Here is a 26,121-nt window from a genome sequence, read left to right on the forward strand (position 1 = left end):
TCTCGCCGCAACGATGCGGTGCCCCGATCGGGGAAAAGTCCAGATTTTCCGGGGGGTATCGCTGGCTCCCTGAGTAGGATTCGAACCTACGGCCGCTCGATTAACAGTCGAGAGCTCTACCGCTGAGCTATCAGGGAACAACTGCGAGGCCGCGTCTCTACCAGCGGAATCGGGCTTTGCAAGCGGTTATTTTCGGATTTTTGGAAGAAAGTCTGGCGAAGGCAGATTTCCGCGCTTTTCTGGGTGGAAAGGGGGGTGGTTCACGCAAAGGCGCGATGAGCGCGAAGCGACAGAAAGCGGATTTCGCGCAGAGGCGCGGAGGCGCAGAGAGATCGCCCGGCGCGAACGTCCCACGAACGGGAGACGCGGTTTTGCGCGGCCACGAAGAATGAAGCCGCTGGCGCGGACGACCTCGCGACAGGCGAAACCCCTCCGCGCCTCTGCGCGAAATCCACCTTCTTCGCTCGACTTACGCCGGCCTAGCCGGCGAACTGCTCCATCGTGATCCGGTCGTCCAACGCATGTTCTGGGTCGAACAGCAGCGTCAGGTCGCGTACCCGGTCGATCGCGACGTCGACCTGCGCCACGTCGCGCACCTCGCGCTGATCGGCGACCGCCGATACGGGGCGCTTTTCCGGCTCCAGCACCTTCAGCGTGATCCGCGCCTTGTCGGGCAGGATCGCGCCGCGCCAACGTCGCGGGCGGAACGGGCTGATCGGGGTCAGCGCCAGCATCGCCGACCCCATCGGCAGGATCGGGCCGTTCGCCGACAGGTTGTAGGCGGTCGATCCGGCGGGCGTCGCGGCGAGGATGCCGTCGCATACCAGTTCGGGCATCACCACCCGGTCGTTGACCGATACTTCGAGCTTCGCGGTCTGCCGCGTCTCACGCAGCAGCGAGACTTCGTTGATCGCCGGCAGGACCCGGACCTCGCCGTCCATCGTCGTCGCGGTCATGGTCAGCGGCGATACGCGGAACGGCTTGGCCCGCCCCAATCGCCGCTCCAGTTCGTCCATCCGCCATTCGTTCATCAGGAACCCGACCGTGCCGAGGTTCATGCCGAACACCGGCACCGTCCGCCGCCGCTCCAGCAGCATATGCAGCACCTGCAACAAGAAACCGTCCCCGCCCAGCGCGACGATCAGGTCGGCATCCTCGACGCCGCGAAAGTCGTAGCGGGCGCGCAGCGTCTCCTCGGCGGCACGCGCCTGCGCCGTCGGCGATGCGAGCAGGGCGAGACGCGTCATCCGCCGGTAACGCTCATGTGACGGGCAACCGCGGGCGCCGCTCCTGCCTCGATCCGGAAATCATGCGCCGCGGGCTTGCGCGGCAGGGCGGCGTCGAGCGCCGCATCGACCGCCGCCAAGCCGCCGGTGCGCAACGCATCCTTCAGATCGACATGGTCGTCATGGCCGAGGCACAGATAGAGCTTGCCCTCGGTCGTCAGCCGGATGCGATTGCACCCGGCACAGAAATTGGCGGTCAGCGGCGATATCAGCCCCAGCCGGTTGCCATGTTCGCCGACCCGCCAGTAGCGCGCCGGCCCGCCGGTGCGATGCGTATCACGCGTCAGAGTAAAACGCTGCGACAACGTGTCGAACACCCGCGTCAGCGGCACGAAGCGATCGGTGCGATCCTCGTCGATCGCGCCCAACGGCATCGTCTCGATCAGCGACAGGTCATGCCCCTCGCGCCCGCACCAGTCGAGCATTTCGCCGACCTGATCCTCGTTCAGCCCCTTCAGCACCACCATGTTGATCTTGACCGCGATGCCGGCCTCGCGCGCGGCGGCGATGCCGTCGATCACCTGTGCGACATCGCCGTGGCGGGTCACATAGCGGAAGGTGGCGGGATCGAGACTGTCGAGGCTGACATTGATCCGCCGGATACCTGCATCGGCCAGCGCCGGCGCATGGTCGCGCAACCGCGTGGCGTTGGTGGTCATGGTCAGTTCGTCGAGGCCGTTTCCGACCATCCGTCCCAGGCGCTGACACAACTCGGCAACGCCGCGCCGCACCAGCGGCTCGCCGCCCGACAGGCGGATTTTATCGATCCCGCGCGCCACGAAGCGTTCGGCGATCAGTGCGATTTCCTCGAGGCTCAGCACCTTGGCGCGGGGCAGGAAGGTCATCGCCTCCGCCATGCAATATCGACAGCGCAGGTCGCAGCGATCGGTGACGGAGATCCGCAGGTAGCGGATGGTGCGGCCATGCGCGTCGATCAGGTTGGGGGCGCAGGACATTGTCGCCCAAGTTAGGAGCGGATGCAGGGGAGGACAAGGCGCGGACGGTTGTTCGGTCGCGGATGGTCCCTTGGCCGTGCGAATGTCGCGGGGCCGGCGCTTTTGGTCACCCCGGACCCGATCGAAATCCTGCTATCACCAGCCGACAGTCCTCGTGTCCACTACCCAGCGTCCGCCACCGAACCATACAAGCTGTCCATTGCCGCCGTTCCCGCCCGGACCTACAATCGCGCCATGACGGGGGGCATGACCGGTTGGCACGGCGAGGATGCGGCACGACAGCACGCGCTGTTCCTGTTGTCGTTCCGGCAGCGCGACGAACTGGCGGCGATCCTGTCGCGCGGCGGCTGGCATGTCGTCGCAGCGCGTCGGGCGGAGGGACTGCGGCAGCGGGTCGTCGCTAGTGGCGCCGCGATCACCATCATCGACGCGCGCGGCGCGGTCGAGGAGGGGATCGCCGCCACCGCCGAACTGGCGCAGATCGTAGGACATGGCGATGCGCTGCTGGTGCTGTTGTCGCGCAACGACAGCGCCCGGCTGGGCGAATTGCACGATGCCGGCGCTACCCATTTCCTCGTCAGCCCTATCGCGGCGGACGTGTTGCTGCAGGCGGTGCGCTCGGCCGAACGCCATGTCGTGCGCATGGGCGGTGGCTGGCATGATCCGCATGTCGGGGGCGGGGCCGCGCTTGGCTGGCGACATGACGGCGAACGCGGCACCCTGCAACTGACCCCGGCATTGGCCGAGGCGACCGGCCTGCCCGAACTCGGCTCGTCACGCGCGGCGCTGCGGACGATCGGGCAGGCGGGGCGGCGCACGGCGCTGAGCGCGATCCGGCGGCTGCGCGATACGCTGCCCGCCACCGCCTTCGCCCACGACCTGCCGGGGGTCGGGCGGGTGGTGCAGCATGTCGCGCGCGATCCGCACACCCACCGGCTGCATGCGCTGGTCGAACCGTTGGCCCGGATCGGCGATATCGGTGCGGCGGTGCGCGAGGCGTTGGGGTCGGTGCGCGACCTGACCGGCGCGCGGGCGTGGCTCGACCGCCGCATCCTTGCCGGCGAACGGCCGGGCGTACGGATGCTAAGTGTTGCCGGGATCGATGCGGTCAACCGGCAACAGGGGCGCGGCGTTGGCGATACGCTGCTGCGCGCGGTCGAGCGGCGGATCGAACGTGCCGTGCGCGATGCCGGGGTGGCGCGGGCGGCGCTGGCGCGACTCGGCGGGGCCGACTTCGCGGTGCTGTTGCCGCACGGGGCCGATGCCGGGCTCGACACCGCACTCGCGCAGGCGCTGGCGCGTCCGTTCGTTGCCGGCAGCGTGATGGTGACGCTGACCCTGCAACAGGCATTCGGCGTCGCGCGGGTGGGGGAGGATGGCGGCGCGCTGCTGCACCGGGTCGGCAGCGGTTTGCCCGGCAATATGGCCGGCGCGGCGCAGGCCCGCCGCCCCCTCGACGACGCCGAAACGCTGGCAGTCGAAATCCACCGCGCGATCGACCGCGGCGAGATCGCGATCCGCTTCCAGCCGCAGGTCCATCTGCTGTCCGGCGCGATCGTCGGGGTCGAGGCGCTGGCCCGCTGGGACCATCCCGAACGCGGCGAACTCGGCGCCGAACTGCTCTTCGCCGCTGCCGCCCGCGCCGGGTTGGTGGAGGCGCTGTCGGGGCATGTCCAGCAGCACGCGCTGCGGATCGCCGCCGGCTGGTCTTCGCCGTTGTCCCATCTGCGGCTGTCGATCAATGTCACCGCAGAGGATATCGCCCATGGCGACTTCGCCGACACGCTACTGGCGCGGGCCGATGCCGGCGGCTTCCCGCGCGACCGGCTCACGGTCGAAATCACCGAAAGCGGGCTGATCGCCGATCTGGGCGAAGCGGCGGGGCTGCTGGCGACGCTGCGCGCGGCGGGATGTCGCGTCGCGATCGACGACTTCGGCACCGGCTATTCCAGCCTCGCCTATCTCAAAGCGCTGCCGCTCGATTATCTGAAGCTCGACCGGCGGATGACGCAGGATATCGTGGGCACGCACCGCGACCGGGTGGTAGTGCGCGGCGTCATCGACATGGCGCGCTCGCTCGATCTGACGATCATCGCCGAGGGGGTCGAGACGGTCGAACAGCGCGACGCGCTCGCGACCGAAGGCTGCCAGCTCTATCAGGGGTTCCTGTGCGCCGGGCCGCTGACCGTCCCGGCGCTGGAGAAACTGCTGGCTTAAGGTCTGATCCGGCGAAGCGGGAGCGGGCCGGCACCGCTTCCACGCAAGTGGTCAGGCTCTAGTAACGCGCGATCGATAGGTCCGCCGTCTCGATCGCGGCGCGCCTGCCCGACATCAGGTCGGCGATCACCGCCGCCGACCCGCACGCCATCGTCCACCCGAGCGTCCCGTGGCCGGTGTTGAGGAACAGATTGCCATATCTGGTCGGCCCGACCACCGGCGTGCTGTCGGGCGTCATTGGCCTGAGGCCGCTCCAGAAACTCGCCCGCGACGTATCGCCCGCGCCGGGGAACAGGCTGCCCAGCGAATATTCGAGCGTCGCGCGCCGCGCTTCGGGAAGGTCGTTGTTGAACCCCGAAATCTCCGCCATCCCGCCCACGCGAATGCGGTCGCCCAGCCGGGTGATCGCGACCTTGTAGCTTTCGTCGAGCAGTGTCGACACCGGTGCTCGGGCTTCGTCGACGATCGGCACGGTGATCGAATAGCCCTTTACCGGATAGACCGGCACGTGCAGCCCCAATGGCGCCACCAGTTGCGGCGAAAAGCTGCCCATCGCCACCAGATAGGCGTCACCCGTCACCGGCCCGGCATCGGTCTCCACCCCGGTGATCCGGTCGCCGTGGCGCACCAGCTTCTTGATCGTCGTCCCCAAGCGGAACTCGACCCCGGCATCCGCCGCCATCTGCGCCAGCGCATTGGTGAATTTGAAGCAGTCGCCCGTCTCGTCCCCCGGCAGCCGCAGCCCCCCGGCGAGCGGCTGGTTGCTCCCGGCCAGCCCCGGCTCGGCCGCGATACATCCGGCGCGGTCGAGCACTTCATAGGCGACACCGTCCGCCTTGAGCACCGCGATATCCTTGTCGATGCCGGCAAGCTGCTTTTCCTCGCGGAAAAGCTGCAGCGTCCCCCGCGACCGCTCGTCATAGGCGATGCCGGTGGCGCCACGCAGCTCGATCAGCTTGTCGCGGCTATACTCGGCCAACCGTACCATGCGCGCCTTGTTCACCGCATAGTCGCGCGCATTGCAGTTGCCGAGCATCGCCACCAGCCAGCGCAGCATCGCCATGTCGAACTGCGGGCGCAGGATCAGCGGCGCATGCTCCATGAACAGCCACTTCACCGCCTTTGCCGGAATGCCCGGCGCCGCCCAGGGCGAGGCATAGCCCGGCGAAATCTCCCCGGCATTGGCGAAGCTGGTTTCGAGCGCCGGTCCCGCCTGTCGATCGATCACGACGACTTCATGGCCCGCCTGCGCCAGATACCATGCCGAGGTGACCCCGATCACCCCCGCGCCGAGAATCACGACCCGCATGGCGACACTCCCTCTTGCCCTACCCCGATGATCCGGCGGGCATGGCGATGGCGCAGCCCGGTCAATAGTTCATAGGCGATCGTGCCAGCGTCCTCGGCGACTTGGTCGATCGTCTGGTGCGGTCCGATCAGCTCGGCATGGCCCGCCGCCGCCAGCACGTCGCCCGGTACGTCGGTGACGTCGATGCAGATGCTGTCCATCGACACCCGCCCGGCGATCGGCGCGCGGTGGCCGCCGACATAGGCCGCGCCCCGGTTGCTCAGCGATCGCGGCCAGCCATCGGCATAGCCATAGGACAGCGTCGCGATTCGCCGGTCATGCGCCGCGACCGAGGTCAACCCATAGCCGACGCCTGTCCCGGCCGGCACGTCGCGCCACTGGACGACGCGCGCGTCCAGCGACACCACCGGCCGCATCGGATTGTCGCGCCCCATCTGCGGCGCGGCGCCGTACAGCGCGATCCCCGGCCGCACCAGATCGTTGTGGAACGCACCCGAAAGGAATGCGCCGCCCGAATTGGCGAGCGACCGGGGGGCGGGTGGCAACATCGCCGCCAATTGCTCGAACCGTGCCCGCTGCGCCGCATTCGCCGCCGCATCGGGTTCGTCGCCGCACGCTAGATGGCTCATCACCAGCACGATATCGAGATCGGCCGGCGGCGCACCGTCCGCTGCCAGCGCCGCGACCTCGCCCGGCGAAAGCCCCAGCCGCGACATGCCGCTATCGACCTGCACCGCCGCCGGCAGTCGTCGCCCGACGATCCGCGCCGCCGCCGCCCAGCGCGCGATATCCGCCGGGCAGTTGAGCACCGGCACCGCCTCCGCCGCGATTAGCGCCGCTTCGTCGCCGGGGGCGATCCCGTTCAGCACGAACAGCCGCGTATCGACCGGCAGCGATGGGCGCAGCGCGCTCGCCTCGGCAGTCAGCGCGACGAAGAAATCGCGACAGCCCACGCCATAGAGCGCGCCTGCGACCAGCGCCGCGCCCAACCCATAACCATCGGCCTTCACCACCCCCGCGACGCGTGCCGGCGCGACGGTCCGCGCCACGATCCGGTAATTGGCGGCCAGCGCATTCAGGTCGATGGTCAGCGTCATGGGCGATGTCGTCTCCGGTCCTGATCCTAGCGTCGAATCGCGTGCAGTTTATGCGTTTGTGTTGCAGGATCGTTGATAATCGTCCGTTTGCGCAACATTGTGCGGCATGAAAGCAACATTGCATGAATCTGGATGCGATCGACCGCAAATTACTGAACCTCCTCCGGCTCGACGCGCGCCGCACCAATAATGCGCTGGCGGCGGAGGTCGGCCTGTCGCCCTCGGCCTGCCTGCGCCGCGTCCGCCTGCTCGAGGATGCCGGCGTCATTCGCGGCTACACCGTCGTCACCCGCGCCGACCCGCACGATCATGGTGCGACCGTCATCGTACAGGTGACGTTGGAGCGCCAGACCGAGGAGTATCTTTCCCGGTTCGAAGCGGCGGTGCGCCGCCACGCCGAAATTCAGGAATGCTGGCTGATGACCGGCCAGTCCGATTATTGGCTGCGCGTTGCGGTGGAGTCGGCGGCCGCGTACGAGGCGCTGCACACCGATATCCTGTCGCGCCTGCCGGGGGTGACGCGGATCAATTCGAGCTTCGCGATGCGCAATGCGCTGATGCCAAGGCGGCGGGGGTAGGGGGTAGGCTAACTCCGCCCGTGCGCGCGGACCGTTCGTGCACGCCCCGTTCGTACGCGCATCCCGTTCGTCCTGAGTAGCCATTGAGCCTGTCGGAATGGCGTATCGAAGGACCCTTGGTGGCGGGTGCTTCGATACGGGTCTTCGGCAGGCTCAGCCGCTACTCAGCACGAACGGAGGGCTTAGCAACCCTTCGACCCCAACCCGTTTGGTTCGAGCAGCTTCGAGCTTGTCGAGAAGAGGGACAGGTGAACCATGCCCCGCATGGTTCAGGGTTTTCCGGGGGACAATCCGACCTGCCCCTCGTCGAGAACGCCCGGTTTGGGGAACCCCTTCTCGACTACGGTTACCGACAGGCTCGAACCTGCGCGCGAATCGAACGGGAGGAGGAAAGGTAAGAGTTCCCTATCGCAACCGTGCCAGTTTCTCCGCCGTCCGCACGTCATGCGCAACCACAGCGCCGCTCAGCCGCTCGATCAGGCCAAGCAGGCCACCACCGCGCACCGCATTTTCGGGTGCCAGCAATTCACTGCCCCATTCGCGTGCCAGCGCCTCGATCTCGCCCGACCGGTCGACCGTCACCGACCGGAACGGCAGCAACGTCGCTGGCGACGCAAACCGATCCGTGCCGACGTCCTTCGTCGGGTCGACCAGGATCGCGCCCGCGACACGCTGCACATAATGGGATGGCGACAGCCGCGCCCACCACGCCGCCGCGCGACACCCGGCGCCATGCGCCAACAGGATCACCTGCCGATCCGCGTCGCCGACAAAACGGTCGATCCGCGCGCCGAGCAAATTGCGATCGGCATGGGTCTGCCGGCCGAGCGGCAGCAGCGTCGCGCGCAACCGCTCGATCGCCTCGCCCAGCGCAGGCGGCGGCGGTCCGTCGGACAGGGCAAGGACCGAACAGCGGACAGCGGCGGTGGCGACCATGGTTTCGACTCCCGTTCAGGATCTCGACAGGAAAGCTAACACAGCGCCGAACCGGCGCAACAGCGCAAAGCTTGCAGGGCGACGAAGCGACGCTTCGCGACCGTGAAACGCCTTGCCACCGTTCGCAACCAACGGTGGTTCACAATGGCAGTGCCGTCGTCGACTTCACTTCTTCCAGCACTGCATAGGTCCGCGTCTCGCGCACGCCCGGCACGGTCGTCAGCGTCCGACCCAGAAACGCACGATACGCGTCCATATCGGCCATGCGGACTTTCAACAGATAATCGAAACCGCCCGCAACCATATGACATTCCAAAACTTCCGGCAGATCGCGGACATGGTAGGCGAATGCGGTGAAGACGTCGTCGGTGGTGCGGTCGAGCAGTACTTCGATAAAGACCAGCAACGACCGGTCGAGCTTTGCCGGGTCGAGCAGCGCCGCATAGCCGCGAATGACCCCGCTCTCCCGCAACCGCCTTATCCGTTCGAAACAGGCGGCTGGCGAGATGCCGCACTGGCTGGCCAGCGCCTGGTTGGTGATGCGCCCGTCCGCCTGCAGCACGCGGAGCAACTTGCGATCAGTCTGGTCCATCGAACGTCCTTAGCTTGGGCGCAAACAGCCCCCAATCGTCATCCCCGCGAAGGCCGGAATCCACCGGGCCACAAACTCGACGGTCTCGGCATCTCACGAACCTGAACGCCCGGCCCCCGCCGGAATGAGGTTGTAAGGCGAATATTATGGCGATCAACGCCGCGAACGGCTGAGAATCATCGGTCAGCCTGGCAATGATACGAAACACCTTCGTCGCATCTGACGATATACCGAGGAACCGCCATACGGAGAGACGAATGCCCGCGATCGACTGGGATGCCCTGGACGCTGACAAGTTCACCGACGAAAGCGTCCTGCTGCCGCAATTGCTGGCACAGGTGCCGCTGACCCAGTCCGACCGCAGCGAGATCGTCGACAAGGCGGCGAAGCTGGTCGAACGCACCCGCGCCGCCGCTGCCAAGCCAGGCGTGGTCGAAGGTTTCCTCCAGCAATTCTCGCTCGGCACGCAGGAGGGGCTGGCGCTGATGTGCCTTGCCGAAGCATTGCTGCGCACTCCCGACGCCGCGACCCGTGACCGTCTGATCGCCGAGAAGGTCGGCACCGCCGATTGGGCGGCGCATCTCGGCCAGTCGTCCAGCCTGTTCGTCAACGCCTCGACCATCGGCCTGACCCTGACCGGCAAGCTGGTCGGCGACGAAGGGCCGGCCGGCATCGGCGAAACGATCCGGCGGCTGGCGGGGCGACTCGGCGAGCCGGTCATCCGCCGCGCCTTGGCGGCGGCTGTCGGCATCATGGGCGACCAGTTCGTGCTGGGTGCCACCATCGAAGCCGCGCTGAAGCGCGCTGCGAAGGAAGGCTATCTCTGTTCGTTCGACATGTTGGGGGAGGGGGCGCGGACCCTCGCCGATGCCGATCGCTACGAACGCATCTACGCCGCCGCGATCGACGCGGTCGGTCGCGCCCGCGCGCCGGGCAGCACACCCGAACAGGGGCATGGTGTTTCGGTCAAGCTGTCGGCGCTGTGCCCGCGCTACGAAGCGGTGCGTGAGAACGACGTGTTCGCCGATCTCTACCCGCGCATCAAGCGGCTCGCGCTGATCGGTGCCCGCCACAACCTCAACCTCGCGATCGACGCGGAGGAGGCGGATCGGCTCGCCTTGTCGCTGAAGCTGATCGACCGGTTGGCGCGCGAGGCGGAACTGGGGGACTGGACCGGGCTCGGCGTCGTCGTGCAGGCTTATGGCAAGCGCGCGCGCGGGGTCATCGACGGGCTGGAGCGGCTGGCGCGCGATACCGGGCGGCGGATCATGGTCCGATTGGTCAAGGGCGCCTATTGGGACAGTGAGGTCAAGCGCGCGCAGATCGCCGGGCATCCGGGCTATCCGGTGTTCACGTCGAAGGCCGCGACCGACCTTTCCTATCTGGTCTGCGGGCATAAGTTGATCGCCGCCGCCCCCGCCCTCTACCCGCAATTCGCGACGCATAACGCGCATAGCCTGATGGCGGTGCGGCACATGGCGGCGCGCGCGGGCGTCACGATCGAGCATCAGCGCCTGCACGGCATGGGCGAGGGGCTGTATCGCGCCGCGTCAGGAAGTGGTGATAACAAATTGATCCTGCGTGCCTATGCCCCAGTTGGCGGGCATGAGGAACTGCTCCCCTATCTGGTACGCCGCCTGCTCGAAAACGGCGCGAACAGCAGCTTCGTCAACGCGCTGCTCGACGAGGAAGTCCCGGCTGCGCAGTTGGTGGCGGACCCCGTCGCGGCGGTGGCGGCAACCCCGCGTCAACATCCGCGCCTCCCGTCCCCATCCGACATCTATCCCGGCCGCGCCAACCCCCTCGGCCGCGACTATTCCATCGCCACCGTCCGCGCCCGGGCGGCATCGGTACGTGACACCTTCGCCAACATCCACGCCACCCCCCTGATCGGCGGAAAATCGACCCCTGGCGCCGGTGCGGCACCGATGGTCAGCCCGGTCGATCACAGCCGCACCATCGGCTCGGTAAGTCCCGCCACCTCCAGCGAAATCGACCACGCCGCGACCATCGCCCGCACCGCCCAACCCCGGTGGAATGCCCTCGGCGGCATCGGTCGCGGCAAGGTGCTGCGCGCCATGGCCGACGCCCTCGACGCGCAGATGGATCGCCTGATCGCCATCCTGTCCGCCGAAGCCGGCAAGACCCTCAACGACGCCGTCGCCGAGGTCCGCGAAGCGATCGATTTCTGCCGCTATTACGCGCTCTTGGCCGAAACCCGCTTCGCCGGCCCGACCGTGCTGCCGGGTCCGGTGGGGGAGGTGAACCAGATCGAACTCCATGGTCGCGGCGTCTTCGTCTGCATCTCCCCGTGGAATTTCCCCCTCGCGATCTTCACCGGCCAGGTCGCCGCTGCGCTTGCCGCCGGCAACGCCGTCCTCGCCAAACCCGCCGAACAAACCCCTCTAATTGCGTACGAAGCCGTCCGCCTGTTCCACGCCGCGGGCCTCGATCCCGACCTGCTCGCACTGCTCCCCGGTGAGGGTAGCGAGGTCGGTGTGGCACTGGTCGCGCACCCGTCGATCGCCGGCGTCGCCTTCACCGGCGGCACCGACACCGCTTGGGCGATCAACCGCACCCTGGCCAACCGCAACGGCCCGATCCTCCCCTTTATCGCCGAAACTGGCGGCCTGAACGGCCTGTTCGTCGACACCAGCGCCCTGCGCGAACAGGTCGTCGACGACGTCCTCCTGTCGGCCTTCGGTTCGGCGGGACAGCGCTGCTCGGCGCTGCGTCTGCTTTATCTTCCCAAGGATACCGCCGATGCGGTGATCGAGACGCTGGTCGGTGCAGCCGGTTGTATGGTGATCGGTGACCCGTCCGATCCCGCGACCGATATTGGCCCGGTGATCGACGCCGATGCTCGCGATGCACTGAACGCCCATGTCGAACGGCTTGAGCGCGAGGCGAAAATCCTGTTCCGCGCCGACCCGCGCGGCTGGGACGCGCGCGGTACCTATTTCGCGCCGGTCATCGCCGAAGTGCCCAGTCCCGACTTCCTCGAACGCGAGGTGTTCGGCCCCGTCCTGCACATCTATCGCTACGACCCAGCCGACCTGCCGAACGTCGCGGGGAAGCTGGCGGCGCGCGGCTATGGCCTGACGCTCGGCATCCACAGCCGTATCGACCGGTTCGCCGAAGAGGTTGCGGCGCTGGTTCCGGCAGGCAATGTCTACGTCAACCGCTCGATCATCGGCGCGGTCGTCGGCGTTCAGCCGTTCGGCGGCGAAGGACTGTCGGGCACCGGCCCGAAGGCAGGCGGACCCGACGCGCTGCTCCGCTATGCCGCCGAACGATCGACGTCGATCAACATCATGGCGAAGGGCGGCGACCCCGCGCTACTCAACCTGTAACGGCGCGCACTTCGCCGCGACCCACGCCGCTGTCTCCATATCGAGCAGCGGCGTCAGCAGGTCGGCGACGCGGGCGTGATAGGCATCGACCCACGCCCGTTCGCTATCGGTCAGCAGTGCAGGCACGATCAGCGTCCGCTCGATCGGCACGAAGGTCAGCGTCTCGAATCCCAGCATCGGCAGGTCCCCATCGGGCATGTCGCGCTCGACCACCAGCAGCAGATTCTCGATGCGGATGCCATACTCGCCGGCCTTGTAATAGCCCGGCTCGTTCGACAGCATCATGCCCGCACGCAGCGGCTCCATCGGCCCGCCGCCCGGATAATTGGGTGCGCCGATCCGTTGCGGTCCTTCATGCACCGACAAAAAGCTGCCGATGCCGTGGCCGGTGCCATGAGCATAGTCGAGGCCGACTTCCCAGAGCGGACGCCGGGCGAAGCCGTCGATATGCCCGCCCAACGTGCCGTCGGGGAAGATGGCGGTATCGATCGCGATATGCCCCTTCAGAACGCGGGTGAAGCGGTCGCGCATCTCGTCCGACACCGCCCCCACCGGCATGACGCGGGTGATGTCGGTGGTGCCGTCGGCATATTGGCCGCCCGAATCGATCAGATAGAGCTGGCCCGGCAGGATCGCGGCGTCGCTCTCCACCGACGCCTTGTAATGCGGGCTGGCTGCATGGGCGCCGGTCGCGCTGATCGTATCGAACGACAGGTCGCGGAGCAGCCCGGTTTCGGCCCGGATCGCCGCCAGTCGGTCGGATGCCGACAATTCGGTGAGCGTGCCCGAGGGTGCGGTTTCCTCGAACCATTTCAGGAAGCGTACCATCGCCGCGCCGTCACGGGCCTGCGCGGCGGCATGGCCGGCAATCTCGACCGGGTTCTTGATCGCCTTGGCCAGTACTGTCGGGTCGCGTTCGGCGACGATCGCTGCGCCGCCCTGCCGCAGCGTTTCGTGGATCGCCGCCACGGCGCGGTCGGGATCGGCGGCGACGCGCTTGCCTGCGAACCGGCCGAGCGTGTCCTTGAATGCGTCCATCGGCCGCACGGTCACCGCATTGCCGAGATGACGGATTACATCGTCGCCGACCTTACCCGGTGCCGCGAACAACTCGGCGGTGCCATCGGCATGAACGATCGCATAGCTAAGCGCGACCGGGGTATGCGCGACGTCGGTGCCGCGCACGTTGAACGTCCACGCGATCGAATCGAGCGCCGACAGAATCACCGCATCCGCCCGCCGTTCGGCCAGCCATTCGCCGATCGCCGCACGCTTTTCGGCGGAGGGGCGGCCGGTCAGCGCGTCGTCCTGCACGCACATCGGCGCGGGCGAGGGGGCGGGGCGATCGAGCCACAGCGCATCGATCGGATTGCTATCGACCGCCACGAGTTCGGCACCCGCATCGGCCAGCGCCGCGCCGGCCGATGCGACCCAATCGACCGTCGCCAGCCACGGGTCATAACCGATCCGGTCGCCGGCCTGCACCGCGCCGCGCAGCCAGTCGGTCATAGACGTCGCCGGCACCTGTACGAACTGCCAGTCGGTGGCGTCGACCTGTTCGCGGACCTGCAGCGTGTAGCGCCCGTCGGTGAACATTGCCGCCGTATCGCGCAGCACCACCGCGCTGCCCGCCGACCCCTTGAACCCGGTCAGCCAGGCAAGCCGCTGTGCATAGTCGCCGACATATTCGCTCATATGTTCGTCGGTCAGCGGTACGACGAACCCGGTGAGGTCCAGCGTGGCGAGATGGGCGCGGAGCGCGGAGAGGCGTTCGTGGTAGTTGGTCATGGCGGCGTCGTTACCAGCCGCGACCGCGCGGCAAAAGCACAAGTGAACTCGACTTCCGCTTCGGCTCGCCCCACATGGGCGTCCTATGACCAAGCCCATTCCGCCGATCGCCGAACAACGTGCCCACACCTTCGAACACCATGGCATCGTCGTCGACGATCCATGGGCATGGTTGCGCGACCCGAACTATCCGACGGTCGAGGATGAAGAGGTGCTCGCCTATCTGAAGGCCGAGAACGACTATTTCGACGCGGTGATGCAGCCGCATCAGCCGCTGATCGACACGCTGTTCACCGAGATGCGGGCGCGGATCAAGGAAGACGATGCGACGGTGCCGCAGCGCGATGGCGACTGGTGGTACTGGTCCGATTTCGAGACCGGTGGCGAGTATCGTCGCTGGTGGCGCAAGCCCGTGGCGGGCGGTGCGGACGAACTGATCCTCGACGAGCCGGCGCTGGCGAAGGGCAAGGAATATTTCCGGCTGGGTGCGCTGTCGGTCAGCCCCGATGGTCGGCTGCTCGCCTATGCGATCGACGATGACGGTGGCGAGCGGTTCGAGGCGCGGGTCAAGGACCTGACGACCGGCGAGTTGCTCCCCGACGTGATCCCGGGGACGCTGTCCGAGCTGGTGTGGACGGCGGATTCGAGCGGGTTTCTCTACGGCCTTGCCAACGAGCAATGGCGGACCGACAATGCCCGACTGCACCGCATCGGGTCGGCGATCGAGCAGGATATCGAGCTGTATCACGAGGCCGATGAGGGCTGGCGGGTGTCGGTCGGCGAGACCCAGTCGCGGGGGTTCCTCGTCATTTCGGCGGGTGATCACGTCACCAGCGAGGTACGGCTGATCCCCGCCGACGATCCGACCGCCGAACCCATCCTCGTCCGGGCACGCGAGGAGCATGTCGAGTACGACGTGGAGGAGCATGACGGCACGCTGTTCATCCACACCAACGACACCCATCCGAACTTCCGGCTGGCGACCGCGCCGCTGGAGCGGCCCGACGACTGGCAGGAGCTGATCGCGGCCGACCCGCATTTTTACATGACCGGGGTCACGACCTTCGCGAAGCTGTTCGTGGTCGAGGGGCGGCTCGACGGCCTCGATCAAATCCGGCTGCACGACTACGCCGGCGGACCGGCGCGGCCGATCGCGTTTCCGGAGGCGAGCTATGTCGTCGGGCTGGGCGACAACCCCGAATATGACGTCGATACCTTGCGGCTCGGCTATGAATCGATGGTCACGCCGGGGACCGTCTATGACTATGACGTGGCGAGCGGCGAACTGACCGTCCGCAAGGTGCAGACGATCCCGTCAGGCTATGATCCGGACAAGTACGCGACCGAGCGGCTGCATATTACCGCGCGCGACGGGACGGCGATCCCGTGCTCCGTGGTGTATCCCAAGGATTACCCACGCGACGGGACGGGTAAGCTCTATCTCTACAGCTATGGTGCCTATGGCTATGCGATCCCGCCGGGCTTCTCGACCAGCCGCATGTCGTTCCTCGACCGGGGCATGGCGTTCGCCATCGCGCATATCCGGGGCGGCGACGATCTGGGCCAGCAATGGTATCTGGACGGGAAGCTGGAGAAGCGGACCAACACCTTCAACGACTTCGTCGATGTGGCGAAGGGGCTGATCGAGCTGGGCTTTACCGACGAGGGCAAGATCGCGATCGCCGGCGGATCGGCGGGCGGCGAGCTGATGGGGGCGGTGATGAACTCCGACCCCGAGCTATGGGGCGCGGTGGTGGCGAGCGTGCCGTTCGTCGACGTGCTGAATACCATGCTCGACGACAGCCTGCCGTTGACGCCAGGCGAATGGCCGGAATGGGGCAATCCGATCGAGGACAAGGCGGCGTTCGAGCTGATCCGGTCGTACAGCCCCTACGACAATGTAGCTGCGCAGGCCTATCCGCCGGTGTTCATTTCGGGCGGGCTGAACGATCCGCGGGTGACCTATTGGGAGCCGGCCAAGTGGGCGGCGCGGCTGCGCGCCAGCAAGACCGACGACAATGTGCTGCTGCTCAAGACGAATATGGGTGCTGGCCATGGTGGCAAGTCGGGGCGGTGGGAGAGTTTGCGAGAGGCGGCCGAGGAGATGGCGTTCGTGCTGTGGCAGTTGGGGGTCGAGGGGTAGTCCGCCTCGGTATGGGGGGGTATCCACCAGCGCTGCGCTGCGAGGCAATCCCCCTCCACCACCGCTTCGCGGCGGTCCCCCTCCCCGCGCAGCGGGGAGGAGCTGTTAGCGCGTCACCCGCGTCACATGGCCCATCTTGCGGCCGGGGCGGGCTTCGTTCTTGCCGTAGAGGTGGAGGTGCGCGCCTGGTTCGGTGAGCAGCGCCTGCCACGCATCGACATCGTCGCCGATCAGGTTGGTCATTTCGACGCGCGATGCCGTCAGGTCGGTGCCGCCGAGCGGGAGGCCGAGCACGGCGCGGACATGGTTTTCGAACTGCGAGGTCTCGGCACCCTCGATCGTCCAGTGACCCGAATTGTGAACGCGCGGGGCCATTTCGTTGAACACCGCGCCATCGGCGCCGCAGAAGAATTCGAGGGTCAGTACGCCGACATGGCCAAGCGCGTTGGCGACCTTGCACGCCAGCGCCTCAGCCTCGGCACGCCATGGTTCGATCGAGGGGGCGGGGACGGTCGAGGTATCGAGGATGCCGTCCTTGTGAACATTGGCGGGCGGCGGGTAAAGCGCGACCGCGCCGTCGATGGCGCGGGCGAGGACGACGGAGAATTCCTGATCGAAGTCGACGAACGCTTCGAGGATGGCCGGGCCACCGCCAATCGCCAGCCATGCCGCGCTGGCATCGTCGGCCGACATCAGCCGTGCCTGCCCCTTGCCGTCATAGCCGAAGCGGCTGGTCTTGAGCACCGCCGGGCAGCCGACGGTGCGGATCGCCTCGTCCAGCGACGTGCGGTCTGGCACTTCCGCCCAGCGTGCCGGGCGGCCGCCCAATGCCTCGACGAAGCTCTTCTCCCGGACGCGGTCCTGCGCGACGGCGAGTGAGCGGGCCGATGGACGGACCTTGTCGCCCAGCGCCTCGATCGGGGCGGCGGCGATGTTTTCGAACTCGTAGGTGACGACGTCGACATGGCGCGCAAAGGCGCGGAGAGCGTCGATATCGTCATAGTCGCCGCGGCTATGCGCGAAGGCGATGTCGTTGGCCGGCCCGCTGTCGGGGGCGTAGACATGAATGCGATAGCCGAGCTGCGCGGCGGCGACGCCGATCATCCGGCCAAGCTGGCCCGATCCGATGATGCCGATCGTCGATCCGGGGGGCAGCGGGGTCATTGCGGATCGATCGCCACGCTATCGGTCTGCGCGGTGCGCCATGCGTCGAGCCGGTCGGCCAGCGCATCGTCGGCGGTGGCGAGGATCGAGGCGGCGAGCAGGCCCGCATTGATCGCACCCGCCTTGCCGATCGCCAGCGTTCCGACCGGGACGCCGCCGGGCATCTGCACGATCGAGAGCAGGCTATCCATGCCCTTCAGTGCATGCGATTCGACCGGCACGCCCAGCACGGGAAGGCGGGTCATCGACGCGACCATGCCGGGCAGATGGGCGGCACCGCCGGCCCCGGCGATCACGACCTTCAGCCCGCGTGCGACCGCATTGGTGGCATAGTCGACTAGGCGGGCGGGGGTGCGGTGCGCCGAGACGACCTTCGTCTCATGCGGCACGCCGAGTTTGGTGAGGGTTTCGGCGGCGTGGCGCATCGTCTCCCAATCGGAAGTGCTGCCCATGATGATGCCGACCAATGGTGCGTCGTTCATTGTCTGCCCGTACCGCGTGGGGGAGGGCGCTGCTTAGGGAAGGGGCGGAAACAGGGCAAGCGCAAGGATGCCGTACGGGCATATTCAGTGGGCAAAGTTCACGAAGTTCACACTAGTGGCGAGTTTGTCGGGTCGGCGCGGGGAAGGCCAAAGTTCACGAAGTTCACACTCGTGCGCGGTTTGCGTGACGGGCGGGGCGGCGGTGTCAAGGAGCGCGGGCCGGGTGCGGGGCCGGTAGGGAGTTTGGCGGGGGTGGGGCGTGTAGGAAAGGCGTTTGTGTCCGCCTGCTACGCCACATTCCAAATAACGCCCTCCCATTTGCTTCGAGCCTGTCGAGAACCGTAGTCGAGAAGGGGGTGCCCAAACGGGGCGTTCTCGACGAGGGACAGGTCGGATTGTCCCCCGGACAGCCCTGAACCATGCGGGGCATGGTTCACCTGTCCCTCTTCTCGACTTCGCTCGAAGCTGCTCGAACCGAACGGGAGGAGGAATATGAAGAGCAATCTGGCGAAAAGATTGCCGCCTCAAATCCGTTCGTCCTGAGTAGCCGCTGAGCTTGTCGAAGCGGCGTATCGAAGGACCGCTACGGGGAGGTGCTTCGATACGGGTCTTCGACTAGCTCAGCCCCTACTCAGCACGAACGGAGGGCCTTGATTCACAGTAGCTTACCGCTCGCTGAGATAATAGCGGTCGGTCGGGGTCAGGTCGTCAGCCAGTTCGTAGACGATCGGCTGGCCGGTCGGGATTTCCAACCCGGTGATCTCGTCATCGGGAATGCCCGACAGATGCTTGACCAGCGCGCGCAGCGAGTTGCCGTGGGCCGAGATCAGGACGCGCTTGCCCGCTTTCAGTTCGGGGGCAATGCGGCTTTCCCAATAGGGAAGGACGCGGTCGATCGTGTCCTTCAGGCTTTCGGTCTGCGGGATAGCGATGCCGGCATAGCGGCGGTCGGCCGACAGATCCCACGGGCTGTCGGCTTCGGGCAGGGGTGGCGGGACGTCGAAACTGCGGCGCCAAATCTTGACCTGTTCGTCGCCATGCTTTGCCGCTGTCTCGGCCTTGTCCAGACCGGTCAGGCCGCCATAGTGACGCTCGTTCAGGCGCCAGTCCTTCTCGACCGGCAGCCAAAGACGGCCCATCGCCTCGAGCGCGAGGTTCAGCGTCTTGATCGCGCGCGTCTGATAGCTGGTGAAGCAGAGGTCGAAATCATGCCCCTTTTCAGCGAGCAGCTCACCCGCCGCCTTGGCTTCGCCCTCGCCCTTTTCGGTCAGGTTGACGTCCCACCAGCCGGTGAAGCGGTTTTCGAGGTTCCAGGCGGACTGGCCATGGCGGATCAGGACGAGCGTGGGCATGAAACCTCCGTTGCTGTGGTTGTGCGTGCGCCTAGCTCAAAGCGGGCGGGAGAGGAACCGGTTGAAGTCGGTCGCGACATAGTCGCCGAACGGCGGGCAGGGAACGAAGCCGTTGCGGGCATATAAGCGGTGCGCGGCGTCGAACATCGGGCCGGTTCCGGTTTCGAGCAGAAGCCGGGTGATGCCGGCGGCGCGAGCGGTCGCAATGATGTGGTCAAGGATCGCCTGTGCCACACCGCGCCCGCGTGCGGCCGGATCGGTCCGCATCGATTTGATTTCGCCATCACCGCCACTTAGCGTCCGCAGCGCGCCGCAGCCGAGCAGTGTGTCGCCATCCCATGCGGTGAAGAAGGCGATGTCGGGAGCCGCAAGACCGGACAGGTCGAGCGCATAGACGCTGTCCGGCGGCGACGATGCGTGCATGTCGGCGAGATGCGCCTTCAGCAGTGCCGCCGTCGCCGGTTGGTCGAGCCCACCGTCGCGAACGATCACCGGGTAAAATCCGCCAGCACCTCCAGCCAGCTATGCGCCAGCCGCTTCGATCGTTCGGGCGACCAGCCGAACTCGTGGTCAGGATTCGGGTCGTGATCCTTGAACGGCATTTCCAGCGTCATGCAGAGCGCGCCGAACCGGTTGGCAAGCTGGTTGGTCGACATTGAGAGGTTAGCCTGACCCGCCGCCGAAATGGGATAGCCTAGCTTCGTCTGGAATTCGGGCGTCGCCGCCGCCCATGCCGCACCGAAACTGGTGAAGCGGGCGCCGTGTTCGTCGGTCCAGTTGGGAATGCCTTCGTACCCGGCGATGAAGTTGGCGGGGATGGCTTCGTCGCCATGGACATCGATGGCGATGTCGACCCCGGTTTCGTCCATGCGGTCGCGCACGCAGAGCACTTCGGGGCTGCGTTCCAGCGACGGAGCATGCCATTCGCGGTTCAGGTTCACGCCCGCCGCATTGGTGCGCAGATGGCCGCGATAGGAGCCGTCGGGGTTCATGTTGGGTACGCAGTGAAAGGTCATGCGCTCCCGCAAATCGGCGGCGACCATATCGGACGGATCGGTCAGCCGTTCGAGCAATCCTTCCATGAACCATTCGCACATCGATTCGCCGGGATGTTGTCGGGCATAGGCCCAGACCTGCAACGGCCCGGTGCCAAGGGTCAGATAGTCGATGGCGCGCCCGTCCAGGCTCTGGCCGAGTTCGCGGTGCGTGACGCCGGGCTGCGCGGCGATGCGAGCGATCAGATCGTCATGCCGTTCAAGCGTGTAGGGCGCGAAATAGGCGAACCACGCCAACTCGCTGTCGATCGTCGCGGTGAAGGTCAGAACGCCGTCGGCATAGTCGGTACCGACCTGTCGCCATGCCATGCGGTCGGTGCTCATCCGGGTGCGATAGCCGGGCCAGCCGAAAGCATAGGCCGATCCGCCGGCGTTGAGGATCCGAAAGGTCAGCGTGCGGCCGTGCGCACCGCCGACGCGGAAGTGAAACCATTGGTAGAAGTCGGACAGGTGGTCGGCGACGATCTCGAGGTCGATCACGTCGCCCTGAATGGCGACCACACGGATATTGCCGCTGTCGAACGCGGCGTTGACGATGATGCTCATTTCACCGTCGTAGTGATTCCCGACTCACCTGGGAAGTTGCGGAACATGGCGTTGGCGAGACGATCCGCCTGAAATACCGGCTGCGCACCCGGCGTGTTTTCGAGCGAATCGGTGATCGCGCGTGCTTCCCAGATGGTCGTGCCGTCGCTGCGGCGGCGGATCTGGACCATCATCTCGGTCCCGATCACCTCGCGCTGACCGCCGCCGATGCCGAAGCCGACCCCGCCGCCAAGACCCACGCCGCCACCGCGCCAGCCACCGCCGCCGCCGCCCGCGCCGACTCCGATTGAGACCGGCGGGCGCTTCTCGACGAAACCACGAGTGGCGCGGGTGAAGCCGACCGCGACGATCAGGTCGGAAGGAGCGGTGCCGGCGCGGACGAAACCGAGCTTTTCCATCTCGCGCCCAACGGCATTGGCATAGTTCTGGAATTCCGGGCTGATCGATCCGTTGGTCGACAGCGGTTCGAGCGAGAAGCTGCCACGGGCGACCGGCTGGTTCAGGTGAAAGCGGGTGACGTCGACCGGGCGGACGCGCGATCCGGTGGTGGTACAGCCCGACGCCAATACCGCGGCCACGGCCATCAACCCGAATCCGAACGCCTTGTTCATGCGACTCACCTTGCTTACGACACGCCTGATTGCTGCATGCTTGAACGCGCATCGATGGCGTTCGGGTTCATTGCGCTGGTGTTTCGATTGCGAACGCCGTTCCGCTCTTGACGAAAGGCGCGGTCGGCGATAGCTGGACGCCTCTTTTCCGGCCGTGCGAGCGGCCCTTTTGCCGTTTGAGAGCCGTGACATGAAGATCGTCAATTCGCTGAAGTCGCTCAAGGATCGTCACCGGGACAACCGCGTGATCCGCCGTCGCGGCCGTATCTACGTCATCAACAAGACCAACCGCCGCTTCAAGGCCCGCCAGGGCTGATCCGCGGTCGGTGCGGCCCGATCGGGCCGTGCTGGTTTGTGATTTGGAAGGGCATCCGATCCGATAGTGGATCGGGTGCCTTTTCGCGTTGGGGGTTTGATTGTCGCGTCATTCCGCTCTGGCGGGAATCGATGGACGCTGACGATGGGGCAGGCGGCGCGACGTTCGTGTGTATTGGCCTAGCCTGAGCGGGGGCAATGATGCGCGAACCGACGTCAGATCGTCCCTTGCGACGCGGGGCGGCGCGGCAGTTTGAGCGCCGAACAGGCGATCAGCACGCGTAACTCCCTGGCCGACCCGAACGGACGGGTCGCGTGGCCGGTCGGCACCTTCGCCAACTCGGCGCGGAGCGGTGCGGGAAGGGCGGCATAAGGTGCGTTAGGGCGCGAGGTGAGGGTACCGGAGAAGATTCGGTCCTGCTTGTAGCGCGCGGCGATCCGTGCGGCGTCGGGGCAGGCGCGGATCGTGCGGGTGTCGGCGGTGAAGGTCGCGACGGCGCGGGTTCGCTCAGCCGGGGTCAGCGTTTCGGGGAGGCGGACTTCGAATTGCAGCAGGTCGACGCGGCGTTGGTCGAGCATTGGTCTCCCCGCCTGAGTAGCGAAGGCCAGCGCGACCAGCGTCGCGATCATGCGGGGACCGCCGTGCCGGCCGATCCGACCGCCGCCGCTGCCGCCGCCGTCGCGTCGTCGAGCAGCGTCCAGCCGGCCGGCCCGAGGATCTCCAGCGGGCGGAACTTGGTCTTGTAGGTCATGCGCGGCGATCCCTGTACCCAATAGCCGAGATAGACATAGGGCAGGCCGGTCGCGCGCGCACGCCGGATATGGTCGAGGATGATGAAGGTGCCTAAGCCCGCGCGCGCCTCCGGATCGGTTTCGAAAAAGCTGTAGACCATCGACAGTCCGTCGGCCTGTTCATCGGTGATGCACGCGCCGACCAGCCGGCCGGGGACGCCGTCGACCGCAGGCTCGCGATATTCGATGACCCATGACGTGACCGGCGAATGTTCGACCATGTCGGCAAAGTCGGTTTCGTCCATATTGGTCATGCCGCCGCCGGGATGGCGCGCGGTCAGATAGCGGCGGAGCAGGCGGAATTGTTCGTCGGTCGCCCATGGCTTGCACGCGCGGATGTCGAGATCGGCATGGCGGCGCATCAGCTTGCGCTGGGTCGCGTTCATCGTGAAGTCGCTGGCGACGACCCGGACCGAGACGCACGCGTTGCATCCGACGCAACTGGGGCGATACGCGACCGACTGGCTGCGACGAAACCCGATTCGGCCGAGCGCGTCGTTCAGTTCGTCGGCATGCGGGCCGTTGAGTTCGGTAAACACCTTTCGCTCCTGCCGCCCGGGCAGATAGGGGCAGGGGGCGGGCGAGGTGACGAAGAAGCGGGGGAAACGAAACGGCGCGGTCACCCAGGGTTCCTTCGATCAGTCATGCCGGAAGGGAATAGCGCCGAAGATATGGCGATTATCCTAACCGACGAAAAGTCGCTTCACGATGATTTCGTCGGCGCTCAGGGGGCGGGCGGCCCCTGTCGATACCGGGGCAGGTCGTCGCCGAGGACCAACCAGCGTTGCTGCGCCTCGGTCCAGATATGGTCGGTCGGCTGGAAGCGGTCGGGATCGTCGATACTGCCGAGGGTCAGCCCGATCGTCCCCGCCGAGTCGCGGCGCGAAAACAGCGTCGTGCCGCAATTCGGACAGAAGCCGCGCACCACGCCGGTGTCGCCGTCATACCAGCCGACCGGCCCCTCGATCGCGGTCGAGGCCAGCGGCACCATCACACGCGCATAAAAGGACGAGCCGGTCGCGCGCTGACACCGGCGGCAATGGCAGGTGCGGACGTTGATCACCGGCCCGTCGCTGGCGTAGCGGCAGGCACCGCACAGGCATTGGCCGGTGATCGCGTCCGTCATGCCAGTTCGACCGTGCTTACTTCATAGCCGCCCGCGCGCAGCCCTTCGATCAGACGGTCGAGATGGTCGCGGTCGCGCGTCTCGCATTCGATGTCGGTGATGAGGCCCTTGGCCGGGAGCGTCGTGAAGACGCGCTGGTGATAGACCTCGATGATGTTGACGGTGTGTTCGTGGAAGATCTTGGCGACGTGGAACAGCGCGCCGGGGCGATCCTGCAAGCGGATGCGCAACCGGGCGAGGCGGCCCGACCGCGCGAGGTCGCGCAGCAGGACGTTGGCGAGCAGGCGGGTGTCGATATTGCCGCCGCACAGCACGATGCCGACGGTCTTGCCCTTGAACCGCTGCCCATGGCCGAGCAGCGCGGCGAGGCCGGCGGCGCCGGCACCCTCGACCACGGTCTTCTCGATCTGCACCAGCAGGCTGACCGCCTCTTCGAGCTGGCGTTCGCTGACCAGCACGATGTCGTCGACCAGCGCCGCCACGACCTGCGCGGTCAGGCCACCGGGCTGCTTGACCGCGATCCCCTCCGCCAGCGTGTCGCCGGCGCAGTCCATCGCGGTGCCGTGCAGGCGATTGTACATCGACGGGAACAGCTCGGCCTGCACGCCGACGACCTCGATATCGCGCTCGGCGGCGCGGGCGACGGTCGCCATGCCGCTGATGAGGCCGCCGCCGCCGATCGGCACGACCAGCGTGTCGATGGCGGGCACATCCTCCAGCATTTCGAGCGCGACGGTGCCCTGACCCGCCATGATGCGGGCATCATCGAACGGGTGGACGAAGGTCAGGCCCTGTTCGGCCTCAAGCTTCAGGGCATGGGCATAGGCAGCGTCGAACGTCTCGCCCTCCAGCACCACGGTGGCGCCGTGGCTCTGCGTCTGCATCACCTTCACGGTCGGAGTCGGGCGCGGCATGACGATCGTCACCGGTACGCCGAGTCGGTTGCCATGATAGGCAAGGCCCTGCGCATGGTTGCCGGCCGAGGCGGCGATCACGCCCTTGGCACGGGTGGCTTCGTCGAGTTGCAGCAGCGTGTTGAGCGCGCCGCGTTCCTTGTAAGCGGCGGTGAATTGAAGGTTTTCGAATTTCAGATAGACGGTTGCGCCGGTCAGGTCGGACAGCGTCCGGCTGATGAGCGTCGGCGTGCGCACGATCGAGCCGCCAATACGCATCGCCGCCTGACGCACATCGTCGACGGTGAGGGGCAGGGCGGGCGAAGCGATCGGGTTGGTAGCCATCGCGGGCGCGTAGCCGATTTGGTACCAAAGGGGAACCCGTCGACCCGGCGCGCGTCTGCTTGAGCGACGTTGCTCCAGCCGGAAAGCCGAACCATGACCGAGACCGATCGCCGCACCTTCGTGGCGGGTGCCGCCCTTGCCGGGGTAGCCGCCGGCGCCGCGCCCGCCGCCGCGCAGGGGACGAAGCCGACAACCGCCGCTGCCGCCGCCTATCCCAAGCCGCCCTTTCCGGTGCAGCGTCAGCCCTGGCCGGGCCTAGCGTCGAAGATGAATCCGCGTCCCGACCATGGCGAGCAAAGCTACAAGGGGTCGGGGCGGCTGACCGGCAAGAAGGCGCTGATTACCGGCGGCGACAGCGGCATCGGTCGCGCCGCCGCGATCGCCTATGCCCGCGAAGGCGCCGATGTCGCGATCAATTACCTGCCGGCCGAGGAACCCGATGCGCGCGAGGTCGTCGAACTGATCCGCGCGGCCGGGCGCAAGGCGGTGGCGATCCCGGGCGATCTGCGTAACGAAGGCTTTTGCCGGCAACTGATCCAACAGGCGGCGTCGCAGCTGGGCGGGCTCGACATCCTCGTCAACAATGCGGCGCGGCAACAGACCCGGCCCGATATCGCGTCGATCTCCTCGCAGGATTTCGACGATACGATGAAGACCAATGTCTATGCGCCGTTCTGGCTGACCAAGGCGGCAGTCGAACGGATGGGGGCAGGCGGCGTCATTATCAACACCTCGTCCGAACAGGCAGGTGATCCTTCGCCGGATATCGTCGATTATGCGCTGACGCGGGCGGCGGTGCTGAACTTCACCAAGGCGATGGCCAAGCAACTGGCGGCCAAGGGTATCCGTGTGAACGCTGTCGCGCCGGGGCCGTTCTGGACGCCGTTGCAGGTCAGCGGCGGGGCGACGCCCGAGAAGCAGCAGAGCTTCGGCAAGAGCAGCCCGCTGGGCCGGCCGGGGCAGCCGGCGGAGATTGCCGGGCTGTATGTTTCGGCCGCCGATCCGTCGAACAGCTTTTCGACGGGGCAGATTTTCGGCGCGACCGGCGGCGGTGGGCAGCCCGCTTAGTCCTGCCTTGCCGTAACCTTCGTCACTCCCGCGCGGGCGGGAGTCCATTATGCGCTGGCGTTTGCGATTAAGCCGACACGGTAGCGTTTATGGATTCCCGCCTTCGCGGGAATGACG

Annotated in this window: 23 protein-coding genes and 1 tRNA gene; 6 read left to right on the forward strand and 18 right to left on the reverse strand. The window is 66.8% G+C overall.

Annotated elements, in window-relative coordinates; genetic code table 11:
* Positions 1-62 precede the first annotated feature (62 nt).
* The 3 genes from AAIO73_RS11385 to moaA form a co-directional block, all read right to left on the reverse strand.
* Positions 63-137: transfer RNA gene (locus AAIO73_RS11385), tRNA-Asn, on the reverse strand.
* Between the two features lie 342 nt (positions 138-479).
* Entirely contained in the window at positions 480-1,247 is a 768-nt protein-coding gene (locus AAIO73_RS11390) for an NAD kinase (RefSeq protein WP_345878175.1), read from the reverse strand.
* The gene (gene moaA, locus AAIO73_RS11395; RefSeq protein ID WP_345878176.1) at positions 1,244-2,242 is read right to left on the reverse strand and encodes a GTP 3',8-cyclase MoaA; all 999 of its coding nucleotides are present in this window, start codon (positions 2,240-2,242) and stop codon (positions 1,244-1,246) included. The genes AAIO73_RS11390 and moaA overlap by 4 nt, the downstream gene beginning before the upstream one ends.
* 234 nt (positions 2,243-2,476) lie before the next feature.
* On the opposite strand from moaA, the gene AAIO73_RS11400 reads away from it, so the two are divergent.
* Positions 2,477-4,459 (forward strand): putative bifunctional diguanylate cyclase/phosphodiesterase, encoded by a 1,983-nt coding sequence (locus AAIO73_RS11400; RefSeq protein ID WP_345878177.1) that lies wholly within the window; start codon positions 2,477-2,479, stop codon positions 4,457-4,459.
* A 58-nt stretch (positions 4,460-4,517) separates the two neighbouring features.
* Here AAIO73_RS11400 and AAIO73_RS11405 read toward each other — a convergent pair whose 3' ends face one another.
* A complete protein-coding gene (locus AAIO73_RS11405) occupies positions 4,518-5,768 on the reverse strand; it encodes a D-amino acid dehydrogenase (protein ID WP_345878178.1) in 1,251 nt (416 codons plus the stop codon).
* Positions 5,756-6,865 (reverse strand): alanine racemase, encoded by a 1,110-nt coding sequence (alr, locus tag AAIO73_RS11410; protein ID WP_345878179.1) that lies wholly within the window; start codon positions 6,863-6,865, stop codon positions 5,756-5,758. The genes AAIO73_RS11405 and alr overlap by 13 nt, the downstream gene beginning before the upstream one ends.
* A gap of 122 nt (positions 6,866-6,987) precedes the next feature.
* Between alr and AAIO73_RS11415 the strand changes: the two genes are divergently transcribed.
* Positions 6,988-7,443 carry an Lrp/AsnC family transcriptional regulator gene (locus tag AAIO73_RS11415; protein ID WP_345878180.1) on the forward strand — a complete coding sequence of 152 codons (456 nt, stop codon included), beginning with the start codon at positions 6,988-6,990 and terminating at the stop codon, positions 7,441-7,443.
* A gap of 405 nt (positions 7,444-7,848) precedes the next feature.
* On the opposite strand, the gene AAIO73_RS11420 is transcribed toward AAIO73_RS11415, so the two are convergent.
* Complete coding sequence (locus AAIO73_RS11420) at positions 7,849-8,379, reverse strand: alpha/beta hydrolase (RefSeq protein WP_345878182.1); 531 nt, start codon at positions 8,377-8,379, stop codon at positions 7,849-7,851.
* 139 nt (positions 8,380-8,518) lie between these two features.
* Complete coding sequence (locus AAIO73_RS11425) at positions 8,519-8,971, reverse strand: Lrp/AsnC ligand binding domain-containing protein (RefSeq protein ID WP_345878184.1); 453 nt, start codon at positions 8,969-8,971, stop codon at positions 8,519-8,521.
* A gap of 257 nt (positions 8,972-9,228) precedes the next feature.
* On the opposite strand from AAIO73_RS11425, the gene putA reads away from it, so the two are divergent.
* A complete protein-coding gene (gene putA / locus AAIO73_RS11430; protein WP_345878186.1) occupies positions 9,229-12,324 on the forward strand; it encodes a bifunctional proline dehydrogenase/L-glutamate gamma-semialdehyde dehydrogenase PutA in 3,096 nt (1,031 codons plus the stop codon).
* Here putA and AAIO73_RS11435 read toward each other — a convergent pair.
* Positions 12,310-14,112, reverse strand: a complete 1,803-nt coding sequence (locus AAIO73_RS11435; protein ID WP_345878188.1) for a M24 family metallopeptidase — start codon at positions 14,110-14,112, stop codon at positions 12,310-12,312. The two genes, putA and AAIO73_RS11435, sit on opposite strands and share 15 nt — an antisense overlap.
* 85 nt (positions 14,113-14,197) lie before the next feature.
* Between AAIO73_RS11435 and AAIO73_RS11440 the strand changes: the two genes are divergently transcribed.
* Positions 14,198-16,255 carry a S9 family peptidase gene (locus AAIO73_RS11440; RefSeq protein WP_345878189.1) on the forward strand — a complete coding sequence of 686 codons (2,058 nt, stop codon included), beginning with the start codon at positions 14,198-14,200 and terminating at the stop codon, positions 16,253-16,255.
* Between the two features lie 105 nt (positions 16,256-16,360).
* Here the strand turns inward: AAIO73_RS11440 and AAIO73_RS11445 are convergent, their stop codons facing one another.
* The 6 genes from AAIO73_RS11445 to AAIO73_RS11470 all read right to left on the reverse strand — a co-directional run bounded on the left by AAIO73_RS11445 (position 16,361) and on the right by AAIO73_RS11470 (position 21,465).
* Positions 16,361-17,419: a 5-(carboxyamino)imidazole ribonucleotide synthase gene (locus AAIO73_RS11445; RefSeq protein ID WP_345878191.1), complete on the reverse strand. Its 1,059-nt coding sequence runs from the start codon at positions 17,417-17,419 to the stop codon at positions 16,361-16,363.
* Positions 17,416-17,901, reverse strand: coding sequence for a 5-(carboxyamino)imidazole ribonucleotide mutase (purE, locus tag AAIO73_RS11450; protein WP_345878193.1), 486 nt, complete (start codon positions 17,899-17,901; stop codon positions 17,416-17,418). Before purE ends, AAIO73_RS11445 begins: the two co-directional genes overlap by 4 nt.
* A 665-nt stretch (positions 17,902-18,566) precedes the next feature.
* Positions 18,567-19,253, reverse strand: coding sequence for a 2,3-diphosphoglycerate-dependent phosphoglycerate mutase (gpmA, locus tag AAIO73_RS11455; RefSeq protein ID WP_242116654.1), 687 nt, complete (start codon positions 19,251-19,253; stop codon positions 18,567-18,569).
* Between the two features lie 36 nt (positions 19,254-19,289).
* A complete protein-coding gene (locus AAIO73_RS11460; RefSeq protein ID WP_345878195.1) occupies positions 19,290-19,745 on the reverse strand; it encodes a GNAT family N-acetyltransferase in 456 nt (151 codons plus the stop codon).
* Positions 19,742-20,854 (reverse strand): M14 family metallopeptidase, encoded by a 1,113-nt coding sequence (locus tag AAIO73_RS11465; protein WP_345878197.1) that lies wholly within the window; start codon positions 20,852-20,854, stop codon positions 19,742-19,744. Before AAIO73_RS11465 ends, AAIO73_RS11460 begins: the two co-directional genes overlap by 4 nt.
* On the reverse strand, positions 20,851-21,465 hold the full coding sequence (locus tag AAIO73_RS11470; protein WP_345878199.1) for a DUF4136 domain-containing protein: 615 nt from the start codon (positions 21,463-21,465) through the stop codon (positions 20,851-20,853). Before AAIO73_RS11470 ends, AAIO73_RS11465 begins: the two co-directional genes overlap by 4 nt.
* Positions 21,466-21,655: 190 nt before the next feature.
* On the opposite strand from AAIO73_RS11470, the gene ykgO reads away from it, so the two are divergent.
* Positions 21,656-21,781: a type B 50S ribosomal protein L36 gene (gene ykgO, locus AAIO73_RS11475; RefSeq protein ID WP_055755695.1), complete on the forward strand. Its 126-nt coding sequence runs from the start codon at positions 21,656-21,658 to the stop codon at positions 21,779-21,781.
* Between the two features lie 215 nt (positions 21,782-21,996).
* Here ykgO and AAIO73_RS11480 read toward each other — a convergent pair whose 3' ends face one another.
* The 4 genes from AAIO73_RS11480 to AAIO73_RS11495 all read right to left on the reverse strand — a co-directional run bounded on the left by AAIO73_RS11480 (position 21,997) and on the right by AAIO73_RS11495 (position 24,936).
* Positions 21,997-22,410, reverse strand: a complete 414-nt coding sequence (locus tag AAIO73_RS11480; RefSeq protein WP_345878210.1) for a hypothetical protein — start codon at positions 22,408-22,410, stop codon at positions 21,997-21,999.
* Positions 22,407-23,195 carry an arginyltransferase gene (locus AAIO73_RS11485; protein WP_345878211.1) on the reverse strand — a complete coding sequence of 263 codons (789 nt, stop codon included), beginning with the start codon at positions 23,193-23,195 and terminating at the stop codon, positions 22,407-22,409. Before AAIO73_RS11485 ends, AAIO73_RS11480 begins: the two co-directional genes overlap by 4 nt.
* Positions 23,196-23,296: 101 nt before the next feature.
* A complete protein-coding gene (locus AAIO73_RS11490; RefSeq protein WP_345878212.1) occupies positions 23,297-23,698 on the reverse strand; it encodes a GFA family protein in 402 nt (133 codons plus the stop codon).
* Positions 23,695-24,936 (reverse strand): threonine ammonia-lyase, encoded by a 1,242-nt coding sequence (locus tag AAIO73_RS11495; RefSeq protein ID WP_345878213.1) that lies wholly within the window; start codon positions 24,934-24,936, stop codon positions 23,695-23,697. The genes AAIO73_RS11490 and AAIO73_RS11495 overlap by 4 nt, the downstream gene beginning before the upstream one ends.
* A gap of 93 nt (positions 24,937-25,029) precedes the next feature.
* Here AAIO73_RS11495 and AAIO73_RS11500 point away from each other — a divergent pair, with 93 nt between their 5' ends.
* On the forward strand, positions 25,030-26,004 hold the full coding sequence (locus AAIO73_RS11500) for an SDR family oxidoreductase (protein ID WP_345878214.1): 975 nt from the start codon (positions 25,030-25,032) through the stop codon (positions 26,002-26,004).
* Positions 26,005-26,121: the final 117 nt, after the last annotated feature.

Source organism: Sphingomonas epibiotica, from assembly GCF_039615155.1.
Lineage (GTDB): Bacteria > Pseudomonadota > Alphaproteobacteria > Sphingomonadales > Sphingomonadaceae > Sphingomonas.